Origin of the sequence: Streptomyces sp. NPDC048257 (genome assembly GCF_043201855.1) — a bacterium.
Classification (GTDB): domain Bacteria; phylum Actinomycetota; class Actinomycetes; order Streptomycetales; family Streptomycetaceae; genus Streptomyces.
Map to the genome: position 1 here is coordinate 681,340 of NZ_JBICZI010000002.1, position 17,246 is coordinate 698,585.

Below are 17,246 nucleotides of genomic sequence, written 5' to 3' on the forward strand. Positions count from 1 at the left end.
GCCACGGTCGGAGCCCGCCCCGTGAACCAGCCGAACCCCTTCGGGCCCCGTCCCGAACCCGGCCGCGGCCCCGCCGGCCTCGCCCAGGTCATGCGGCAGGTCGCCCAGGGCGACAAGCAGGCGTTCTCCGTCCTCTACGACGCCCTCGCCCCCCTGGTCCACGGGATCGCGCTCAAGGTCGTACGCGACCGGGCCCAGTCCGAGGAGGTCGCCCAGGAGGTCATGATCGACCTCTGGCGGCAGGCCGCCCGCTACCGGCCCGACTCCGGCAGCGTCACCACCTGGGCGGCGACCATCGCCCACCGGCGGGCCGTGGACCGGGTCCGCCACGCCCAGGCATCCGCCGACCGGGAACAGGCGCAGGCCGCCCGCGAGCACCGCACGGCGTTCGACGAGGTCGCCGAGCAGGTCGAGACCCGCCTGGACAGCGAACAGGTCCGCCGCTGCCTGCGCGGCCTCACCGAACTCCAGCGCGAGGCGGTGACCCTGGCCTACTACCGGGGCCTGACCTACCGCGAGGTCGCCGAAGCCCTTCACACACCGCTTCCCACCGTCAAGACACGCATGCGCGACGGACTGATCCGGCTGCGCGACTGCATGGGGGTGACCACATGAGCCGTCGCCCGCCCGACGTCCACGCCCTCGGCGCCGTCTACGCCCTGAACGCCCTGGACCCCGGCGAACACGAGCCGTTCACCGCCCACCTCGCCCAGTGCGAGGAGTGCCGACAGGAGGTGGCCGAGTTCCGGGCCACCGCCGCGCGCCTGGCCGCCGCCGTGGCCCAGCCGCCGCCCGCCGCCATGAAGGAGCGGACCATGGCGGCCGTCGACGGGGTACGCCAACTCCCGCCCCGAAGCTCCATCGCCCTGACCCCGGTCCCGCTCCGCTGCCCGCTGCGCCGCAGGGCCGGCCTGCTGGTCGTGGCCGCGAGCGTGGCCGCCGCCGCGCTGTTCGCCGGCCTGGCTGCCTGGCAGAACCAGGAAGCCCGCCACTACGAAGCGCAGGTCCGGCAGACCGAGCAGCGCCTCGACGACGTCAGCGCGGTCCTGGCCGCTCCCGACGCCCGCGCCGTTCACGGACGGACCGGTAACGGAGCCTCCGCCACGGTCGTCTCCTCGGCCCTGCGCAACAAGGCCGTCTTCACCGCCGGCGGGCTGCCGGCGCCCGCCCCCGGCACGACCTATCAGCTCTGGCTGGACCACGAGGGCACCCTGAGCCCGGCCGGGTTCATCGCGCAGGACGGCACCGTGCCCATCGACGGCGACACCGCCGATGCCACCGCGGTCGGCCTCACCCTCGAACCCGCCGGGGGGTCCCCGCAGCCCACCACGGCCCCGCTGCTCCTGATGGACCTGCCCGCCTGACGCCGACCCGACCCGACCCGATCCGCCCCGCCCCGATCCACCCTGGCCGGACGGGAATCGGGTCAGGGCTTCAGGGGGTCATGTCGTAGGTGACCCACATGGTCCGCCTGGCCACCTGGTCGTACTTGGACCGCGCCCGGTGGTTGTCGTCGGCCGTGATCCAGCGGACCACGCTCCAGCCCCGCTCGGTCGCGAGCGCGCGCAGTGCACCGAGCAGCAGGTCGGCGGCGCCGGAGCCGCGGTGTTGCGGTGCCACGAACAGGTCGTCGAGGTAGCAGCCGACCGTCGCGGAGAGCGGGCGCGCGAACGGCCGGTAGTGGGCGAGTCCCAGCAGCCGGCCCTCGGAGTCCTCGGCCACCAGGGCGCCGACTTCGTGGCCCGGGTCGGTCACCCAGGACCACACCGTGGCGGCCGCCTCCTCGGTCTGCTCCACCTTGTAGAAGTCGGCGTAGCCGCGGTAGAGGGCGCGCCACTGGGCGAAATCCGCGTCCCGCACGGAACGCACGCTGATGTCGGGCATAGGACTGGACTCCCGCATGATCGAAGGTGGGTGCAGAAGTTCGATCATGCGGGAGTCCGGCGGGCCCGGCAGGTGCCGGGGTGTCGAAACACCGGCCGCGCAGGCGCCGCGATGTACAGGTGACGGTGGGGCCCCTGCACACCGAACACCGCTGTCGGCGTGCAGGGGCTTCCTGCACCAGGTCACTCCGTGACCGCGAGAGCCGCCAAGCGGTCCGGAGGGTGGTGGCCACGGCCCAGTCAACCAGGAGCAGCCCCCGGCGGCTTCTGGTTCCGGCCACGGGATCGAGCGGGTCGGGCATGTCCCACGTCAGTGGATCACCCAAGAGGTAAAAGAGGCCATCCGGATTGCATGTGCAGGCCGGGAACGGCACTGCATCTGGTGAATGCCGGACGGTGGCGCTGCCGCGTCGCAGGGTGCACTCCGACCCTCCTCCTGCCGCGCGCCACCCGGCGCGTCCGCATAATGATGGGGAGGGAACGGCGTGCGGAAGGGGACGTCTCGTGCCATCGGCTCTGCCGGGGGGCGAGGAGACCCACGGCCCGATCTGGTCCGAGCCCGGGTCGCTGCTGGAGCGCGTGCCCGTGGCCGTCCTCGGCATCGACGACCACGACCTGGTCTGTTACTGGGGACCCGGCGCGCGCGGCCTCTTCGGCCACGAACCGGACGCCGTCCTGGCACGGCCCGGCGCCCTCCTCTTCGCCGACGGATCCCGGGGCACGTCGCCGTCGTGCGCCCGGCTGACGGAACAGGGCCGTTCCCAGGGCTACTGGCGGGGGCGCCTGACGGCCCGGCACCAGGACGGCACGCCCTTCGACTGCGGCTTCCGGGCCTTCTCCGTGACCGGATCCGGCGGCCCCTCGGTGGTGATGGTCCTGGCGAGCCGCAGCGACGAACTCGACCGGGTCAAGACCAACCTGGCCTTCGTCGACGCCCTCTTCGAGACCTGCCCCATCGGCCTGGTCATGCTCGACCAGGACCTCCGGTACATCCACCTCAACCAGGCGCTCGCCGACATGGACGGCCTGCCGATCGAGGCCCACCTCGGGCGGCACATGGACGAGGTCATGATCATGTCCGACGGCGGCGAGTACGAGCGCATGCTCCGCGCCGTCGCCCGGGGCGGAGCTCCGGTCGTCGGGACGCTGGTCGGTGTACGCCCCCGGGGACATCCGGATCGCGACCAGGTGCGCTCCGTGAGCTTCTTTCCGCTGAGCCAGGCGGTCGGCTCGCGCCCCGGGGTGGGCGGGCTGATGGTGGACGTGACGGACCGGGAACGGGCCATCCTGGAAGCCACCGCCAGCCGCCGCCGGCTGGCGCTCCTCGACGGGGCCTCCACCCGGATCGGGACCACCCTGGACGTGAACGTCACCGCCCAGGAACTGGTCGACGCGTCGATGCCGGACTTCTGCGACGGCGCCGTCGTCGAGATCGTCGAGTGGATGGACGAGGCGGAGGACTTTGATCCGGGACGACCGCTGATCACCCGCCGGATCGCCTCGGGGACGACCCTCTCCGCCCCGGCCGTCGAACTCGTGAGCGGCGTGGACAAGGTGCGGTACCCGCCGGGCTCCGTCATCCACGACATGCTGCGCACCGGTCGTGCCATCTCGGCCATGGTGGACGAGGAGTTCCTCGCCCGGACCGTCGTCATCGAGTCACGCGCACGGCTCATGGCCGAGAGCGGGGTGGCCTGCATCCTCGTCGCCCCGCTCGTCGCCCGGGGCACCGTCCAGGGAATCGCCATGTTCGGCCGGTCCGCCGCCCGCCCGCCCTTTTCCCCGGAGGACGTCAGTCTGGCCGGTGAGCTCGCCTCGCGCGCCGCGATCTGCCTCGACAACGCCCGTCTCTACAGCCGGGTGCAGGACATCGCCCTGACCCTGCAGCGCGCCCTGCTCCCCAGCACGCTCGCGGCCAGCCCGTACGTGGACGTGGCCCACCGGTACGTGCCCGGCAGCCGGATCACCGAGGTAGGCGGCGACTGGTACGACATGATCAACCTGCCGGACGGCCGGGTCGCCCTCGTCGTGGGCGACGTCATGGGGCACGGCGTGTCGGCGGCCGCCGCCATGGGCCGTCTCCGCATCACCACCAAGGCGCTGGCCCGGCACGACAGCGAGCCCGCCGAGCTCCTCACCGAACTCGACGCGTGCGCCCAGGAGGCCGGCATCGAGCTCGCGACCTGCCTGTACATCGTCTACGACCCGCGCAGCGGACGCGCCCGCATGGCCAGCGCCGGCCACCCACCGCCCCTGGTGCTCCGGCCGGACGGCACGGTGGAGGCCGTCGACGAGGTCCTGGGGGTCCCGCTGGGCGTCGGCGGCTGCCCGTTCCGCACGACCGGGATCGAACTGCCCGAGCACTCGACCCTCGCCCTGTACACCGACGGCCTCATCGAGGCGCGGGGCCGGGACATCGAGACCGGGCTGGACGCCTTGCGCCGCGAACTGGGCAGGAACGGAGAGCCGTTGGAGGAGGCGGCGGACCGCATCCTCGCGAACCTGCTGCCCGACCCGCCGGCCGACGACACGGTCCTCGTTCTCGCCCGCGTCCACCGCGACCGGCGGTGAGCGGCGTCGCTCAGCCCCGGTGGCACACCCCGGCCGTGTCCAGCGCGGCGCCCGCCAGCGCCGCCAGCGCCACCGCCACCGAGCGGGCCTCCTCGGGGGGCAGGGGATGGCCGGGGAACGGGTCGAGGAGGAAACGGCCGTAGTAGTGCCCGCCCCCGACGACCCGCAGCTCGGTCTCGCCGTCCGGCCAGTCGGCGTACCCGGTGACCTCGCTGCCGCGGCGCAGCCACAGGCCGCCGTCGCGCTCGAGCCGCGGTCGGCGCCCGATCAGCGTCCCGTACTCGAAGCGGCAGCCGCGCAGCCGCAGCAGACCGACGAGCTCCTGACGGACGAACTCGACCACCGCGTCCGGTGAGCCGCCCTGCTCGGTCAGCCGCGCGGTGCCCTGGAGGCTGGACAGATGCGCGGCGCCGGTGACCACGTCCGCCTCCAGCCGGCGGGCGCGGACGGCCAGTTGCGAGACGATCAAGCCGACGGCGAGCAGCAGGACGGCCGTCTCGATCTCCTCCCGGTCGGCGAGGGCGAACCGCTCGTAGGGCCTGGCGAGGAGGAGCAGACCGAACCAGGCCGCCGCGGACAGGGCGGCCAGGGCCGCTGCGGCCCGCGTACCGCAGGCCGCGATCGCGACCACGACGACCACCAGGACCAGGGCCTCGTTGGTCGCGGAGAGGTACGCGCGGAAGGGTACGAGCGCGAGTGCCACGAGGAAGGGCACGACGAGGGCCCCGAACAGTGCGGCACGGTCGTGGAGTCGGTACCCGGGCATGTGCTGCCTCCCGTCCGGACGTGACGATCTCGCACCGGCACTCTGCCCACCGCGCAGGGCGGAGGCACCCGCCGTGGTGAGGTCTTGACGTACCACACACGGATTTTGCCCCCGGACGTCGGAACGTGCGCGGAGTGCGACGTTCCGACGTCCGGGCGAGGGCGGGCAGCCCTATCGGCCGCTGTCCGCGAGCATCGACGCCGACGGCGACGTGTCGCGCTGGTGCGGGACCGGCGCGTGCGGTGACGCCGGCGCCTGGACGTCATCCCGGTGGAGTGCGACCGTACGCGTCGGGGCGGGGATCGATATGCCCTCCGCCCGGAACCGCTCGTGCAGGCGCTTGATGAACTCGTGCTTGATCCGGTACTGGTCGCTGAACTCGCCGACGCCCAGGATCGCCGTGAAGTTGATCCGGGAGTCCGCGAACGTGTGGAAGCGGACGGCCCCTTCGTGCTGCGGGTCCGCGCCGTTCACCTCCGCCATCACGCTGCCGACCACGTCGAGGGTGACCCGCTCGACGTGCTCGAGGTCGCTCTCGTAGCCCACGCCCACCTGGACCAGGATCGAGAACTGCGCCTCCGGCTGGGTGAAGTTGGTCATGTTCGTCCGCGCGAGACGCCCGTTGGGGATGATGACCAGGTTGTTCGACAGGTTGCGCACCACGGTGTTGCGCCAGTTGATGTCGACGACGTAGCCCTCCTCACCGCTGCTGAGCCGGATGTAGTCACCGGGCTGCACGGTCTTCGAGGCGAGGATGTGCACACCGGCGAACAGGTTGGCGAGAGTGTCCTGCAGCGCCAGGGCCACCGCCAGACCGCCCACGCCGAGAGCGGTGACCAGGGGCGCGATGGACACGCCCATGGTCTCCAGGGCGACGAGCACACCCATCACGAGGACCACGATCCGCGTGATGTTGACGAAGATGCTCGCCGACCCCGCCACCCCGGTACGCGCACCCGCCACGGACTGGACGAGGCCCGCGACGACCCGCGCCGCGCTGATCGTGGCGATCAGGACGAGCAGTGCGGTCAGCGACTGGTTCACGAACCCCGAGACCCGCGCGGTGAGCGGCAGGGTGGTGGCCGCCACCGCGGCGCCGGCGATCAGGGCGGCGCCGGGGGCGATGGTGCGCAGCGCGTCGACGATGACGTCGTCGCCCCGCCACCGGGTCCGCTCGGCGTGCCGGCCCAGCCACCGCAGGAGGGCGCGCAGCAGCAGCCCGGCCGCGGCGCCCGCCGCCAGCGCGATACCGGCGACCAGCCAGTCGTGCAGGACGAGATCCCGGGTCAACGGACGCCCTCCGCTGCGCGGCGCCGGCCCGGGGGAGTGGTGGCGACGGGCGCTGCCGGCCGTCGTCGTATGGGGTGTGTCGTCACCTTGTCACCTGTCAGTTTGTCGTGCGTGAAGCCGCGTTCGGGCGTGTGTACGCATCCGGAACGGGCTGCCATCCTGCCCCATGGCAGGGCGACGCGCCGCAGGCGGGGCTGCTGCTACCGGCGGGCCGCGGCGTGTTCGAGGACCGCGCGGACCTCCGAGGTGATCGCGCTCTCGTTGCGTTCGAACTCGGGCCCGGTCAGCTGCTGGGGATCGGCCGGCAGGCCGGTGAGCACCGGGGTGTGGAGATGTCCGCCGGGCAGGTGCGGAGCGAGTTCGGTGCGCAGCCGGTTGGAGCGGTAGGCCACCTCGTTGGACAAGTAGCCGCCCCCGCCGCCCTCCACGGCCCGCGAGCCCGGCGTGGGGCCGTCGGTCCGGTCGACGGGAGCCGTGCCGCCCGCCGGGATCTCGGTCACGTCGGTGTTGAGGAGCACCGGGTACGGGGTCTGCACCGCGCCGGTGACCGCGTCGGTCGCCAGCGTGGTCGGGATGAACTCCGGGCCCGGGCCGAGGCCGGGGGCGGTCACCGGACGCTCGCGGGTACCGCCGGAGAGGGCGCGTACGTTGTCGGGGTACGGGTCGGCGGACCGGGCCCGGCCCGCCCAGGCCTCCAGGGTGAAGATCCCGGGGTAGCCCTGGCTGACGGTGGTGATCATGTCCGCCGCGGCCGGGCCGCCGGCCAAGCGCGCGGCGAACGCCCGCTCCACCATGCCGGCGTCGAAGTCGGCGTACCGCACGGGGAGGACGACGGCGCGGATCTCGGCGAGGCTGCCGTCGGCGAGGGTCACGCGCCGTCCGTTGAGCTGGAGGGCGGCCGATCCGGACGGGTTGGCGCGGCGTATTTCGGCGTCGAGCCCGAAGGGGTCGAACCCGCTGATGAAGACGCGGCGCACCCCGGGCGCGGTCCGGAAGGCGTTGTTCGTCAGGCCGCGGGAGGCGTCCTCGAGCCGGGCGCGGAGCGCGGCCCGGTCGACGGTGAACTCCGGCTGCCAGCGGGCGAGTGCGGCGGTCATGCCGAGCCGGGCCCAGTACAGCGGCCGGTCGTCCCCGGGGGCGAGGTCGCCGCCGGGCCGCTGCCCCTGGGCCCGCCGTACGGAGGCCTGCCAGAGCGCCTCGCCCCAGGAGCCGACCAGCCGGCCGGCCTCGGCGGGGCTGCGGGACGAGCACAGCGCGGCAGGAAAGCGCCGTACGAAGTCCCCGAACCCGCCGCGCTCGACGAGGGCCGTGGTCCGCGCGTCCGCGAGCCGCGCCTGTTCGGCGTCGAGCGGTACGGATGCGGAGGTGCGGCAGGCGGACGCGCCGTCGGCTGCGTGCGCGGGCGAGGCGACGGCCAGCGGGAGGACGATGGCGAGAAGGGCGGCGGCCGACGCCGCACGCCGTAAGAGCATCATGCGATGTGACATTACATAGCGCCCGCGACCCCCACCAGACACACCGGCCGCAGCCGCCGCGACTGGCTCGACTCCGCCGCAGATACGGCCGGTTCGGCGCGTGAGGACGATCCGGCTACGCGGCCGGGTCAGGGGCCAGGTCCGGGGTCCGGCGCCGGTTCCGGCGGCGGACCGAGCGTGGTGCCGGTCCGCTCGTAGGCGTGGCCCGCGCGCAGCACCGCGGCCTCACCGAAGGGCCTCCCCATCAGCTGCATGCCGATCGGCAGGCCGGCCGAGTCCAGGCCGACGGGCACGGTCAGCGCGGGAACGCCGGTGAGGTTGGCCGGGGCCGACAACCGAACGTACGCCTCGGCGACGCTTTCCACGCTGCCGTCGGCCCAGACCACGTCCGTCCGGCCGGACTTCACGGCGGTGAGCGGCACGGTCGGTGCGGCGATCAGGTCGACGGCCTCCAGCATGTTCTGCCAGGCCTGCCGCAGGAGGGTGCGGGCGCGCTGGGCCCGCAGGTAGTCCCCGGCGGTCATGAGCTCGCCCGCCTCCAGGAGGACGCGGACGTCGGCCCCGTACAGGTCGGGCACCGTCCGCAGCGTCCGCTCGTGGTAGGCGGAGGCCTCGGGCACCATCAGGCCCCACTGGATCGCCCGGACGTATCGCGTCATCGGGATCTCGACGTCGACGAGCCGGGCGCCGAGCTCCTCCAGCCGCGCGATGGCCCGGCGGACGGCGGCCTCGACCTCGGGGTCGACCCGGTCGAAGTAGTAGTTGCCCGGCACCCCGACCCGCAGCCCCGTCAGATCCGTGCCCGGGCCCGGCCGGTAGTCCACGGCCGGGACCGCGACGGACGCCGGGTCGCGCGGGTCGTGTCCGGCCAGAGCGGTCAGGACCAGCGCCGCGTCCTCCACGGTGCGGGTGAGGGGGCCCACGTGGTCCAGCGACCAGGCCAGCGAGGTCACGCCGTGGCGCGGAACCAGGCCGTACGTCGGTTTCAGCCCGACGACCCCGTTCAGGGCTGCGGGCACCCGGATCGAACCGCCGGTGTCGGTCCCCAGGGCGAAGGCGGCCGTGCCCGCGGCCACGGCGACGGCCGACCCGCCGCTGGAGCCGCCGGCCACCCGGCCCGGGTCCCAGGCGTTGGCCGTCTGAGGGGTGGTCAGGCCGTAGGCGAACTCGTGCGTGTGGGTCTTGCCCACGAACGCCGCCCCGGCCGCGGCGAGGCGCGCGGCCACGGTGCTGTCCCGCTCCGCCCGATGCCCCGTCCGTACCCGGGAGCTCGCCGTGGTGGCCACCCCGGCGACGTCGATGAGGTCCTTCAGCCCGGCGGGAATCCCGTGCAGGGGGCCCCGGTGCGTGCCATCGGCGACCTCGGTCTCCGCCCGGAGCGCCGCCGCGCGCGCGTGCTCCGCCGTGACGGTGGCGAAGGCCCGCAGGCGCGGTTCGACCCGTGCGATGCGCTCCAGGGCCGCATCCACCAGTTCGACCGGCGAGATGCTCCGGGTGCGTACGGCCCCGGCCGCCTGGGCCACGGTCAGCTCATACGGCTGCATCGTGCTGCTCCCCTCCCGCGCGGAACACCGCGGAGGGCGGTGTCTCGCCGAAGTCCAGTTCGCGCAGGAGCGATACGACGGCATGGATGTGGTCGGCGGTGGCCGCCACTCCCGCGTGGCGGTCCCGCGCCAGCGGAAGCCCGGACCGTGCGGACCAGCGGGCGGCTTCGTGAGGGGTGAGGTCTGAGGCGGACATGTGCTGCCTTCCTTCAGGGTGGACGGCGGAGGATCACGCCGCCTAAAAGCTAATGGCTTGCCTTAGTCGACGGTAGGGCCTACGGTCGCTTAAAGCGAATCGAATCGCTTTTGCCACTCGTCGATCCCCTGCAGACGAAGGAACACGCTCATGAGCCCCGCACAGTTCACCGAGCCGGCCCCGTCCGGAGCCGCTGCCCACTGGTCCGTCGGGGAGATCACGGTCCACCGCATCGACGAGGTCCCCCTGCCGCCGGCGACCGGACCGTGGCTGCTGCCGGCCGCCACCCCGGACGTGGTGGCCGAACACGCCTGGCTGCGGCCCGACTTCGCCGCCCCGGACGGTGTCCTGCACCTCGACAGCCACAGCTTCGCGCTGGTCGTGGACGGACTGCGCGTCCTCGTCGACACGGGGATCGGCAACGGCAAGACGAGGGCCAACCCGGCCTGGCACCACCTCCGTACCGACTACCTCGCACGCCTCGCGGACATCGGCTTCACTCCCGAGAACGTCGACCTGGTGATCCTCACCCATCTGCACACCGACCACGTCGGGTGGAACACCCGGGAGGTCGACGGCGCGTGGGTGCCGACCTTCCCCCGCGCCCGCTACCTCACGGCGAGGACCGAATACGAGTTCTGGGCCGCCTACGACATGGACGAGGCGCGGCGCGGCATGTTCCTCGACTCCGTCCTGCCGATCGAGGAGGCGGGACTGCTCGACCTGGTCGACGTACCGGCCGAAGGGCTCGACGTGGCCCCCGGGTTGCGCCTGCTGCCCGCCCCCGGGCACACCCCGGGACAGATCGCCGTACGGGTGGGCAGCGCGGGCGCCTCGGCCCTCATCACCGGGGACGCCGTCCACCACCCCGTCCAGCTCGCGCATCCGGAGATCGGCAGCTGCGTCGACATCGACCCCGTCCAGGCCGAGGCCACCCGCCGCGCGCTCCTCGCCGGGCTCGCGGGCACCGGCGCCCTGATCCTCGGCACGCACTTCCCCGCGCCGACGGCCGGCCGGGTGGTCGCCGACGGGGACGCCTACCGGCTCGCACCCGTCGCGGGCCTCCCGGCGCGCCACTGACCGGCAGCTGCGCGCGCGGTCGGTCAGCGGGGTGCGCCGAAGCCCTCCACGGCCTCTCGCGCGAGCCGGTGCGCGTACGCGTCGGTGAGCACGGCGGGCCGGAACAGGATGCGGTACATCATCGGCGCCACGACCCGGTCGAGCACCGTCTCCACGTCCGGGACGTCCTCGCCGCGCTCCGCGGCGCGGGCGAGCACGATGGCGATCTGATCCGCCGCGTAGGCCGAGCACTGCCCCGCGTTCACGCCGTCGGGGTCCCCCAGCAGGGCGTCACGGATGTACGCGCGCCCCGTGGGCGAGCCCATCTCCTCCAGGAACTGCTCGGCCCATCCCCGCAGGTCCGTCAGCAGATCGCCGTGGTCCTCCGGCGGAGCATCCGGGCGCAGGTGCTCGACGGCGACGTCCGAGAGCAGTTCCTGCAGGTCGCCCCAGCGGCGGTAGATCGTCGACGGGGTGACGCCGGCCCGCGCCGCGACCAGGGGGATGGTCAGTTCCGGCCGCCCCACCTCGGCCTGGAGCTCCCGCACGGCGGTGTGGACCGCCTGCTGGACCCGCGCGCTGCGACCTCCCGGGCGGACCATCGCTTTTCGGCTCATGCGGCCAGCTTAAAGCAAATCCATTGCATCAGGGGCGTGCGCAGGGTGGGCCGGTGAGTTACGGCATCTACCGGCTCAGGTTCGTCGACGGCGGGATCGCCCCTCTGGACGCCGAGCGGTTCCACCGGTGGACGCCGAGCGGTTCCACCGGGCGATCGAGCCGGAGCCCGGTCCTCAGCCCGAGACGGCCTCGGCCCAGCCGCGGTTGACGGTCTCTCTCGCCTTCTCCGTCTGTGCCTCCGTCGGAAACGTCGGCGTGCCCTCGACCGTCGGCAGCTTCTCCGCGGCGGCCTTGTCGAGGGTGCCGTCCTCCTTCATCGCCTCCATGAGGACGGGGCGTGCGAAGGCGCCGAGCCGGAGGTTCTGGCCTTCGGGGCTGAAGACGTACTCCTGCCACAGGCGCGCCGCCGCGGGGTGCGGGGCGACCTTGTTCACCCCGTTCGCGTAGTACTCGGCGAAGCTGCCGTCGAACGGGATGGCGGTCCGCCAGTCGACGTCCACGCCCTGCCGGCGGAATTCGTCTGCGTATCCGAGGTTGAGGAAGTCCCAGTCGATGCTGATCGGGGTCTGGCCCTTCGAGATCGAGGCCGGTGAGGACTCGACCGGGTTGAAGTTGCCGTTCTTGCTGAGCTCGGCGAAGAAGTCGATGCCGGGCTGGATGTCGTCGAAGGAACCGCCGTTCGCCAGGGCTGCTGCGTACACGCCGGCGAAGGCGGAGCCGGACTTGGTGGGGTCGCCGTTGAGCGAGACCTGGCCCTTGTACTCGGGCTTGCGCAGATCGGCGAAGGTCGAGGGGCAGGTCTTGATGCGCTTGGCGTCGCAGCCGATCGAGACGTACCCGCCGTAGTTGTTGTACCAGCGGGCCCGCGGGTCCTTCTGTTCCTCCGGGATCTCGTCGTACGCGGCGACCTCGTACGGAGCGAGCAGCCCCTGCCGGGCCGCGGACTGCGCGAACGAGCCGCCCACGTCGATCACGTCAGGGGCGCGGCCTTCGCCCCTGTGCTCCTTCAGAGCGTTGATCTCGTCCTGGCTGGTGCCTTCCGGGTTCTCCACCATGACCTTGATCCCGTACTTCTTCTCGAAGCCGTCGATCAGTGCGCCGTAGTTGGCCCAGTCGCGGGGGAGCGCGATCGTGTTGAGCGAGCCCTCCTTCTTCGCCGCCGCGGTCAGTGCTGCCATGCCGCCGGCGTCCGCGGCGGAGGTGGCCACCGCGGGTGCTCTGGGCGCGGCGGGGGGCTTGTCTCCGCAGGCGCCGAGGGGCGCCGCCGCGAGGGCCAGGTAGACGGCGACGGAGGCTGTCCGGAGGCGGGGTGCGGGCACAAAGGCTCCATAACGGGCGGTCGCGTACTGATCGGGGCCAGCGTACGGTCGGCGGCCTCGCCAGCGCAGTCCCGGATGGTGGTGTCCGCCGTCTTCCCTGCGGCTGCCGTACCGGCACGTTCTCAGAACCCCTCGTCGTCCCACCCGGCCAGGAGCGCCTCCCCGAGATCCATCGCGGGCGGTGCGGCCCCGTCGTGGAGGGCCTGCTCACTCCAGATGATCTTGCCGCGGGCGGTGTACCGGGTGCCCCAGCGCTCGGCGAACTGCGCGACGAGGAACAGGCCGCGGCCGCCCTCGTCGGTGGTCGCGGCCCGGCGCAGGTGCGGGGAGGTGCTGGACCCGTCGGAGACCTCGCAGACCAGGCAGCGGTCGTACAGCAGCCTCACCCGGATGGGCTCGGTGCCGTAGCGGATGGCGTTGGTGATCAGCTCGCTGAGGATGAGCTCCGTGGTGAAGGCGATGTCCTCCAGGCCCCAGTCCGCCAGACGGCGTGCGCAGGCGTTGCGCACCGGGGACACGGCCGCGGGGTCGGGGCGCACGTCCCACTCGGCGATCCGCTCGGGGTCCAGCCGGCGGGTGCGGGCCACCAGCAGCGCGACATCGTCGCTCGGCCGGGCGGAAAGCATCGCGTCGATCACCACGGTGCAGGTTTCCTCCGGGGTGCGGGTGGGCCCGGCCAGGGCGGCGCGCAGCGCTGCCAGGCCCGCGTCCGGATCGCGGTCGCGGCTCTCGATCAGCCCGTCGGTGAAGAGTGCCAGCCGGGAGCCTTCGGGCAGGGTGACCGTCATGGTCTCGATGGGCAGACCCGCGCCCAGGCCCAGCGGCGGGGAGACCGGCACCTCGGGGAAGGACACCGTTCCGTCGGGGAGGATCAGAGCGGGGCCCGGATGCCCGGCGGTGGCGGCGGTCACCTGCCCCGAGACGGGATCGTAGATGGCGCACAGGCAGGTGGCTCCGGTGATCCCCTGCCATTCCTGCTTGTCGGTGTCGATGTGGGTGACCAGCTCGTCCAGGTGGCCGAGGAGCTCGTCCGGAGGCAGGTCCAGGGTGGAGAAGTTGTACACGGCGGTGCGCAGGCGGCCCATGGTGGCGGCGGCGTGCAGACCGTGGCCGACGACGTCGCCGACCACCAGGGCCACCCGGGCACCGGGCAGCGGGATGACATCGAACCAGTCACCGCCCACCCCGGCCTGGGCGGCCAGGTAGCGGTGCGCGACCTCGACGGCGGACTGCTCCGGTACGCCCCGGGGCAGCAGGCTGCGCTGCAGGGTGACGGCCATGTTGTGCTCGCGCGTGTAGCGGCGGGCATTGTCGACGGACAGTGCCGTTCGGGCGGTCAGCTCCTCCGCGAAGGACACGTCCTCCTCGTCGAACGGCGGGGAGTCCTGCCCCCGCCAGTAGCCGGTCATCCCCAGCACCACGCCCCGGGCCCGCAGGGGCACGACGATCAGGGAGTGGATGCCGCGGTCCAGGATCTGCACGGCGTTGGCCTGGTTCTGGGCCCGCCAGCGGTGGGTGACGCGCAGGTCCGCCTCCAGGACCGCTTGGCCGCCTGCCAGCCCGGCGGCCATGGGACCGGTGGGAGCGAACCGGATCAGCTCGCCGACGGGGGAGAGCGGGTGGTCGCCGTGAAGGCCGACGACGGCGGTCCGGCGCATCTCGGTGATCGCTTCGGGCGGCTCCTCGCCGCGCAGCACCGGGTCCACCAGGTCCACCGTGACCACGTCGGCGAACCGCGGGACCGCCACCTCCGCCAGTTCCTCGGCGGTGCGCTCCACGTTCAGCGTCGTTCCGACCTGCACACCCGCGTCGTAGAGCAGCTTCAGCCGCTCGCGGGCGACCTCGGCCCTGCCGGAGAGTGCCCGCAGCTCGGTGGTGTCCCGCAGCGTGACGACGGTCCCGGCCTGACCGTAGGGGGCGGTGGGCCGGATGTTCACCGCCAGGAGCCGGTCGGCGGCCATGTGCAGCTCATCGGTCACGGAACGGCCCGCTGCGATCGCCTCGGTGATCTCCTCCTCCAGACCCAGGTCCGTCACGGGGCGTCCTTCCGCGTCCGCCGACAGATCCAGCAGCCGCCGCGCCTCGTCGTTGGCCAGCAGCAGCCGTCCGCCGCTGCCGATGATCAGCACGCCCTCCCGTACGGCGTGCAGCACCGCGTCGTGGTGCTCGTACATCCTCGTCATCTCGGCCGGTCCCAGGCCGTGGGTCCGGCGCAGCAGCCGGCGGCTCACCAGAGCGGTACCGCCCGCCGACAGTGCGAGCACCAAGGCCGCACTGCCGAGGACGACCGGCAGCTGCCGGTTCACCATGCTCTGGACGTTCTGGACCGTGACCGGGGAGGAGACGAGGGCGATGACGCGGCCGTCGGCGTCCTTGACGGGGACCACCGAGACCACGGACCGCCCCAGGGACCCTTCGAACGTCTCGGTGAAGGACGTGCCGGCCGCCGCCTTGGAGAAGGGGCCGACGACGTGCTTCCCGATCTGACGCGGGTCGCCGTGGGTGAGGGTCACCCCGTCGAGCGTGTACACGTTGATGCCGTCGACCCCGGCGATCTTGCGGGCCGCCTCGGCGCTCGGCTGTAGCACCGCGCTCGGATGAGCGCTGCGCAGGGCCGGGATGATCCCCGGGGATGCGGCGAAGGTTCCTGCGGCGGCGAGGGTACGGTGCCGGGCGTCCAGCATGGCGGCGCTCCGGGCCTGCACCACGAGCGCCACCACTGCGGCGGTGACGAGAAGCACCACGACGGCCAGCTGCAGGAGGAACACCTCGCCGGCCACGCTGCGTACGCTCAGCAGGGAGGACAGCCGCTGCGGCCGCCGCGCCCCTCGCTCGGGGGGCCGGGCGTGCTCCTGCTGCTCCTGGTGGTGTGCTGAGCGGTGCCGGGAAGAGGAAGAGCTCGTGGTCGAGCTGAGCAGCCGATGCCGGAAGTATCCAAGGAGGTTGCCCATACTCCATTTTCTAACCTCCGCGCGCCGTCGGCAGCAGGGAGCGGGGGCCGCCGCCACACTGCTGTGGATCCCACACCCACGCCGTGCGGGAAGCAGGTCGGCCGACCGCGCCGGACACGCGACCGCGCCTCTCGGGAGAACCACAGCGTCAAGCCCGTGCAGGTCTACGCTGGCATGGCCTTCCGCACGCCGGTGAAGAGGTCACCTGGCACCCCGGGAAGACAGTCACCCAGTGAGTTCCCCCGAAGTGGTGGGGCGAAGGGATGCAATCAGCGATGGCCGAAGGCGGGCGGAAGCCGAGCACGTCCGGGGTGGACCGGTCGGAGGGGTTTGGCGAGCGGTTGCTGGGCGTGCTGCTGGACCGGGCGCACGAGATGCCGCCGCAGCTGATCGCCCCGCTCGTTGCGGAGGAAGTGGCCAGGGTCGGCGGCCGGGACCTCTCGATCCTCTTGCAGGACTACGAACAGATGCTGCTCGTGCCGCTGCCGGGCCGGCGGCTGACGGTCGGCGACCCCGCACCGGTCGAGGGCTCCCCGGCCGGCGAATCGTTCCTGGGACCGCACAACGGTGGAGGTGCCGCAGGGCGGCAGCGTGCGGATGTACCTGCCACTGCTGGGCGGCAGTGACCAGGTCGGGGTGATGGCAGTCACGCTGGACAGCGTCGATGACGACGACCGGCGGCTGCTGCGCAGGCTCGCCGGTCTGGTGGCGGACATGATCGTCACCAAGGACTCCTACACCGACCTGTTCTTCCAGGCCCGCCGCCGCGCCCCCATGAGCTTGGCCGCCGAGATCCAGTGGTCGCTGCTGCCACCGCTGTCGATGACCGTCCCGCAGGTTGAGGTGGCCGGAATCCCGGAGCCCGCGTACAAGGCGGCCGGAGACAGCTTCGACTACGCCCTCAACGGCGACATCCTTCATGTGGCCATGATCGACGCGATGGGCCACGGCCTGGACGCGGCGACCATGGCGACGGTGGCCATCGGGGCCTATCGGCACGCGCGACGGGCCGACACCGGTCTGTCCGAGGTGTACGCGTTCATGGACCGGGCCATCAACGAGCAGTTCGGCCACGAACACTTCGTCACCGCGCAGATGATGTGTCTGAACATCACTACGGGCCTGCTGCAATGGTCAACGCAGGTCACCCGGCTCCGCTTCTGATCCGTGACCGCGCCGTGGCGGACCGGTTGGAGAGCCCGACCACCTTGCCGGTCGGCTTCGGCGGTGAGCAGCCGGAAGTCGGCGAGCGGATGCTGCGACCCGGAGACCGGTTGCTGTGTTTCACCGACGGTCTGATCGAGGAGCGCCGAGCCGGCGGGGAACAGTTCGGCGAGGGGCAACTCATCGAGTGGACCAACCGCGTCGTCCGTGAACACACCGGAGTGCGGCCGGTGGTGCGCGCGCTCTCCCACGCCCTGAAACGGGAGCGGGGTGGCATCACCAGCGATGACGCGACCATCCTCCTCATCGAGTGGCGCGGGGGCAAGGCCGATCACCTCACCACCCTTGACTGAGCCCGGATGCACCCGCCTCGAAGGTTGGGGGGACAGCTGACCCGACAGGCGAATCGT

The 17,246-nt window shown here is 72.6% G+C and carries 13 protein-coding genes and 1 pseudogene; 5 read left to right on the plus strand and 9 right to left on the minus strand.

The window, feature by feature from the left end; genetic code table 11:
* Nucleotides 1-90 precede the first annotated feature (90 nt).
* Together sigK and ACGFZK_RS07145 are read left to right on the plus strand one after the other, a co-directional pair.
* A complete protein-coding gene (sigK, locus tag ACGFZK_RS07140) occupies nt 91-615 on the plus strand; it encodes an ECF RNA polymerase sigma factor SigK (RefSeq protein ID WP_393847885.1) in 525 nt (174 codons plus the stop codon).
* Nucleotides 612-1,364 (plus strand): anti-sigma factor domain-containing protein, encoded by a 753-nt coding sequence (locus ACGFZK_RS07145; protein WP_393847810.1) that lies wholly within the window; start codon nt 612-614, stop codon nt 1,362-1,364. Before sigK ends, ACGFZK_RS07145 begins: the two co-directional genes overlap by 4 nt.
* A 70-nt stretch (nt 1,365-1,434) precedes the next feature.
* On the opposite strand, the gene ACGFZK_RS07150 is transcribed toward ACGFZK_RS07145, so the two are convergent.
* Entirely contained in the window at nt 1,435-1,884 is a 450-nt protein-coding gene (locus ACGFZK_RS07150) for a GNAT family N-acetyltransferase (RefSeq protein WP_393847811.1), read from the minus strand.
* A gap of 503 nt (nt 1,885-2,387) precedes the next feature.
* Between ACGFZK_RS07150 and ACGFZK_RS07155 the strand changes: the two genes are divergently transcribed.
* Nucleotides 2,388-4,454 carry a SpoIIE family protein phosphatase gene (locus ACGFZK_RS07155; protein WP_393847812.1) on the plus strand — a complete coding sequence of 689 codons (2,067 nt, stop codon included), beginning with the start codon at nt 2,388-2,390 and terminating at the stop codon, nt 4,452-4,454.
* 10 nt (nt 4,455-4,464) lie between these two features.
* Here ACGFZK_RS07155 and ACGFZK_RS07160 read toward each other — a convergent pair whose 3' ends face one another.
* From ACGFZK_RS07160 to ACGFZK_RS07180, 5 genes are all read right to left on the minus strand, one after another.
* The gene (locus ACGFZK_RS07160) at nt 4,465-5,220 is read right to left on the minus strand and encodes a DUF4118 domain-containing protein (protein WP_393847813.1); all 756 of its coding nucleotides are present in this window, start codon (nt 5,218-5,220) and stop codon (nt 4,465-4,467) included.
* Nucleotides 5,221-5,391: 171 nt separating this feature from the next.
* On the minus strand, nt 5,392-6,510 hold the full coding sequence (locus ACGFZK_RS07165; RefSeq protein WP_393847814.1) for a mechanosensitive ion channel family protein: 1,119 nt from the start codon (nt 6,508-6,510) through the stop codon (nt 5,392-5,394).
* Between the two features lie 200 nt (nt 6,511-6,710).
* Nucleotides 6,711-7,985, minus strand: a complete 1,275-nt coding sequence (locus tag ACGFZK_RS07170) for a pyroglutamyl peptidase (protein ID WP_393847815.1) — start codon at nt 7,983-7,985, stop codon at nt 6,711-6,713.
* A 128-nt stretch (nt 7,986-8,113) separates the two neighbouring features.
* Complete coding sequence (locus ACGFZK_RS07175) at nt 8,114-9,529, minus strand: amidase (RefSeq protein ID WP_393847816.1); 1,416 nt, start codon at nt 9,527-9,529, stop codon at nt 8,114-8,116.
* Entirely contained in the window at nt 9,516-9,725 is a 210-nt protein-coding gene (locus ACGFZK_RS07180; RefSeq protein ID WP_393847817.1) for a hypothetical protein, read from the minus strand. The genes ACGFZK_RS07175 and ACGFZK_RS07180 overlap by 14 nt, the downstream gene beginning before the upstream one ends.
* Nucleotides 9,726-9,875: 150 nt before the next feature.
* On the opposite strand from ACGFZK_RS07180, the gene ACGFZK_RS07185 reads away from it, so the two are divergent.
* Nucleotides 9,876-10,805, plus strand: coding sequence for an MBL fold metallo-hydrolase (locus tag ACGFZK_RS07185; RefSeq protein WP_393847818.1), 930 nt, complete (start codon nt 9,876-9,878; stop codon nt 10,803-10,805).
* Nucleotides 10,806-10,828: 23 nt separating this feature from the next.
* Here ACGFZK_RS07185 and ACGFZK_RS07190 read toward each other — a convergent pair whose 3' ends face one another.
* From ACGFZK_RS07190 to ACGFZK_RS07200, 3 genes are all read right to left on the minus strand, one after another.
* Nucleotides 10,829-11,401, minus strand: coding sequence for a TetR/AcrR family transcriptional regulator (locus ACGFZK_RS07190; protein ID WP_393847819.1), 573 nt, complete (start codon nt 11,399-11,401; stop codon nt 10,829-10,831).
* 174 nt (nt 11,402-11,575) lie between these two features.
* Nucleotides 11,576-12,721, minus strand: coding sequence for an ABC transporter substrate-binding protein (locus ACGFZK_RS07195; RefSeq protein WP_393847820.1), 1,146 nt, complete (start codon nt 12,719-12,721; stop codon nt 11,576-11,578).
* A 122-nt stretch (nt 12,722-12,843) separates the two neighbouring features.
* Nucleotides 12,844-15,672 (minus strand): SpoIIE family protein phosphatase, encoded by a 2,829-nt coding sequence (locus ACGFZK_RS07200; protein WP_393847821.1) that lies wholly within the window; start codon nt 15,670-15,672, stop codon nt 12,844-12,846.
* A gap of 275 nt (nt 15,673-15,947) precedes the next feature.
* On the opposite strand from ACGFZK_RS07200, the pseudogene ACGFZK_RS07205 reads away from it, so the two are divergent.
* Nucleotides 15,948-17,189, plus strand: a pseudogene (locus tag ACGFZK_RS07205) (PP2C family protein-serine/threonine phosphatase).
* Nucleotides 17,190-17,246 lie beyond the last annotated feature (57 nt).

Coding starts and splice junctions, on each gene's coding strand:
- ACGFZK_RS07180 (WP_393847817.1), bottom strand. CDS start 9,725: ATGTCCGCCTCAGACCTCACCCCTCACGAAGCCGCCCGCTGGTCCGCA.
- ACGFZK_RS07185 (WP_393847818.1), top strand. CDS start 9,876: ATGAGCCCCGCACAGTTCACCGAGCCGGCCCCGTCCGGAGCCGCTGCC.
- ACGFZK_RS07175 (WP_393847816.1), bottom strand. CDS start 9,529: ATGCAGCCGTATGAGCTGACCGTGGCCCAGGCGGCCGGGGCCGTACGC.
- sigK (WP_393847885.1), top strand. CDS start 91: ATGCGGCAGGTCGCCCAGGGCGACAAGCAGGCGTTCTCCGTCCTCTAC.
- ACGFZK_RS07150 (WP_393847811.1), bottom strand. CDS start 1,884: ATGCCCGACATCAGCGTGCGTTCCGTGCGGGACGCGGATTTCGCCCAG.
- ACGFZK_RS07145 (WP_393847810.1), top strand. CDS start 612: ATGAGCCGTCGCCCGCCCGACGTCCACGCCCTCGGCGCCGTCTACGCC.
- ACGFZK_RS07190 (WP_393847819.1), bottom strand. CDS start 11,401: ATGAGCCGAAAAGCGATGGTCCGCCCGGGAGGTCGCAGCGCGCGGGTC.
- ACGFZK_RS07170 (WP_393847815.1), bottom strand. CDS start 7,985: ATGATGCTCTTACGGCGTGCGGCGTCGGCCGCCGCCCTTCTCGCCATC.
- ACGFZK_RS07200 (WP_393847821.1), bottom strand. CDS start 15,672: ATGGGCAACCTCCTTGGATACTTCCGGCATCGGCTGCTCAGCTCGACC.
- ACGFZK_RS07160 (WP_393847813.1), bottom strand. CDS start 5,220: ATGCCCGGGTACCGACTCCACGACCGTGCCGCACTGTTCGGGGCCCTC.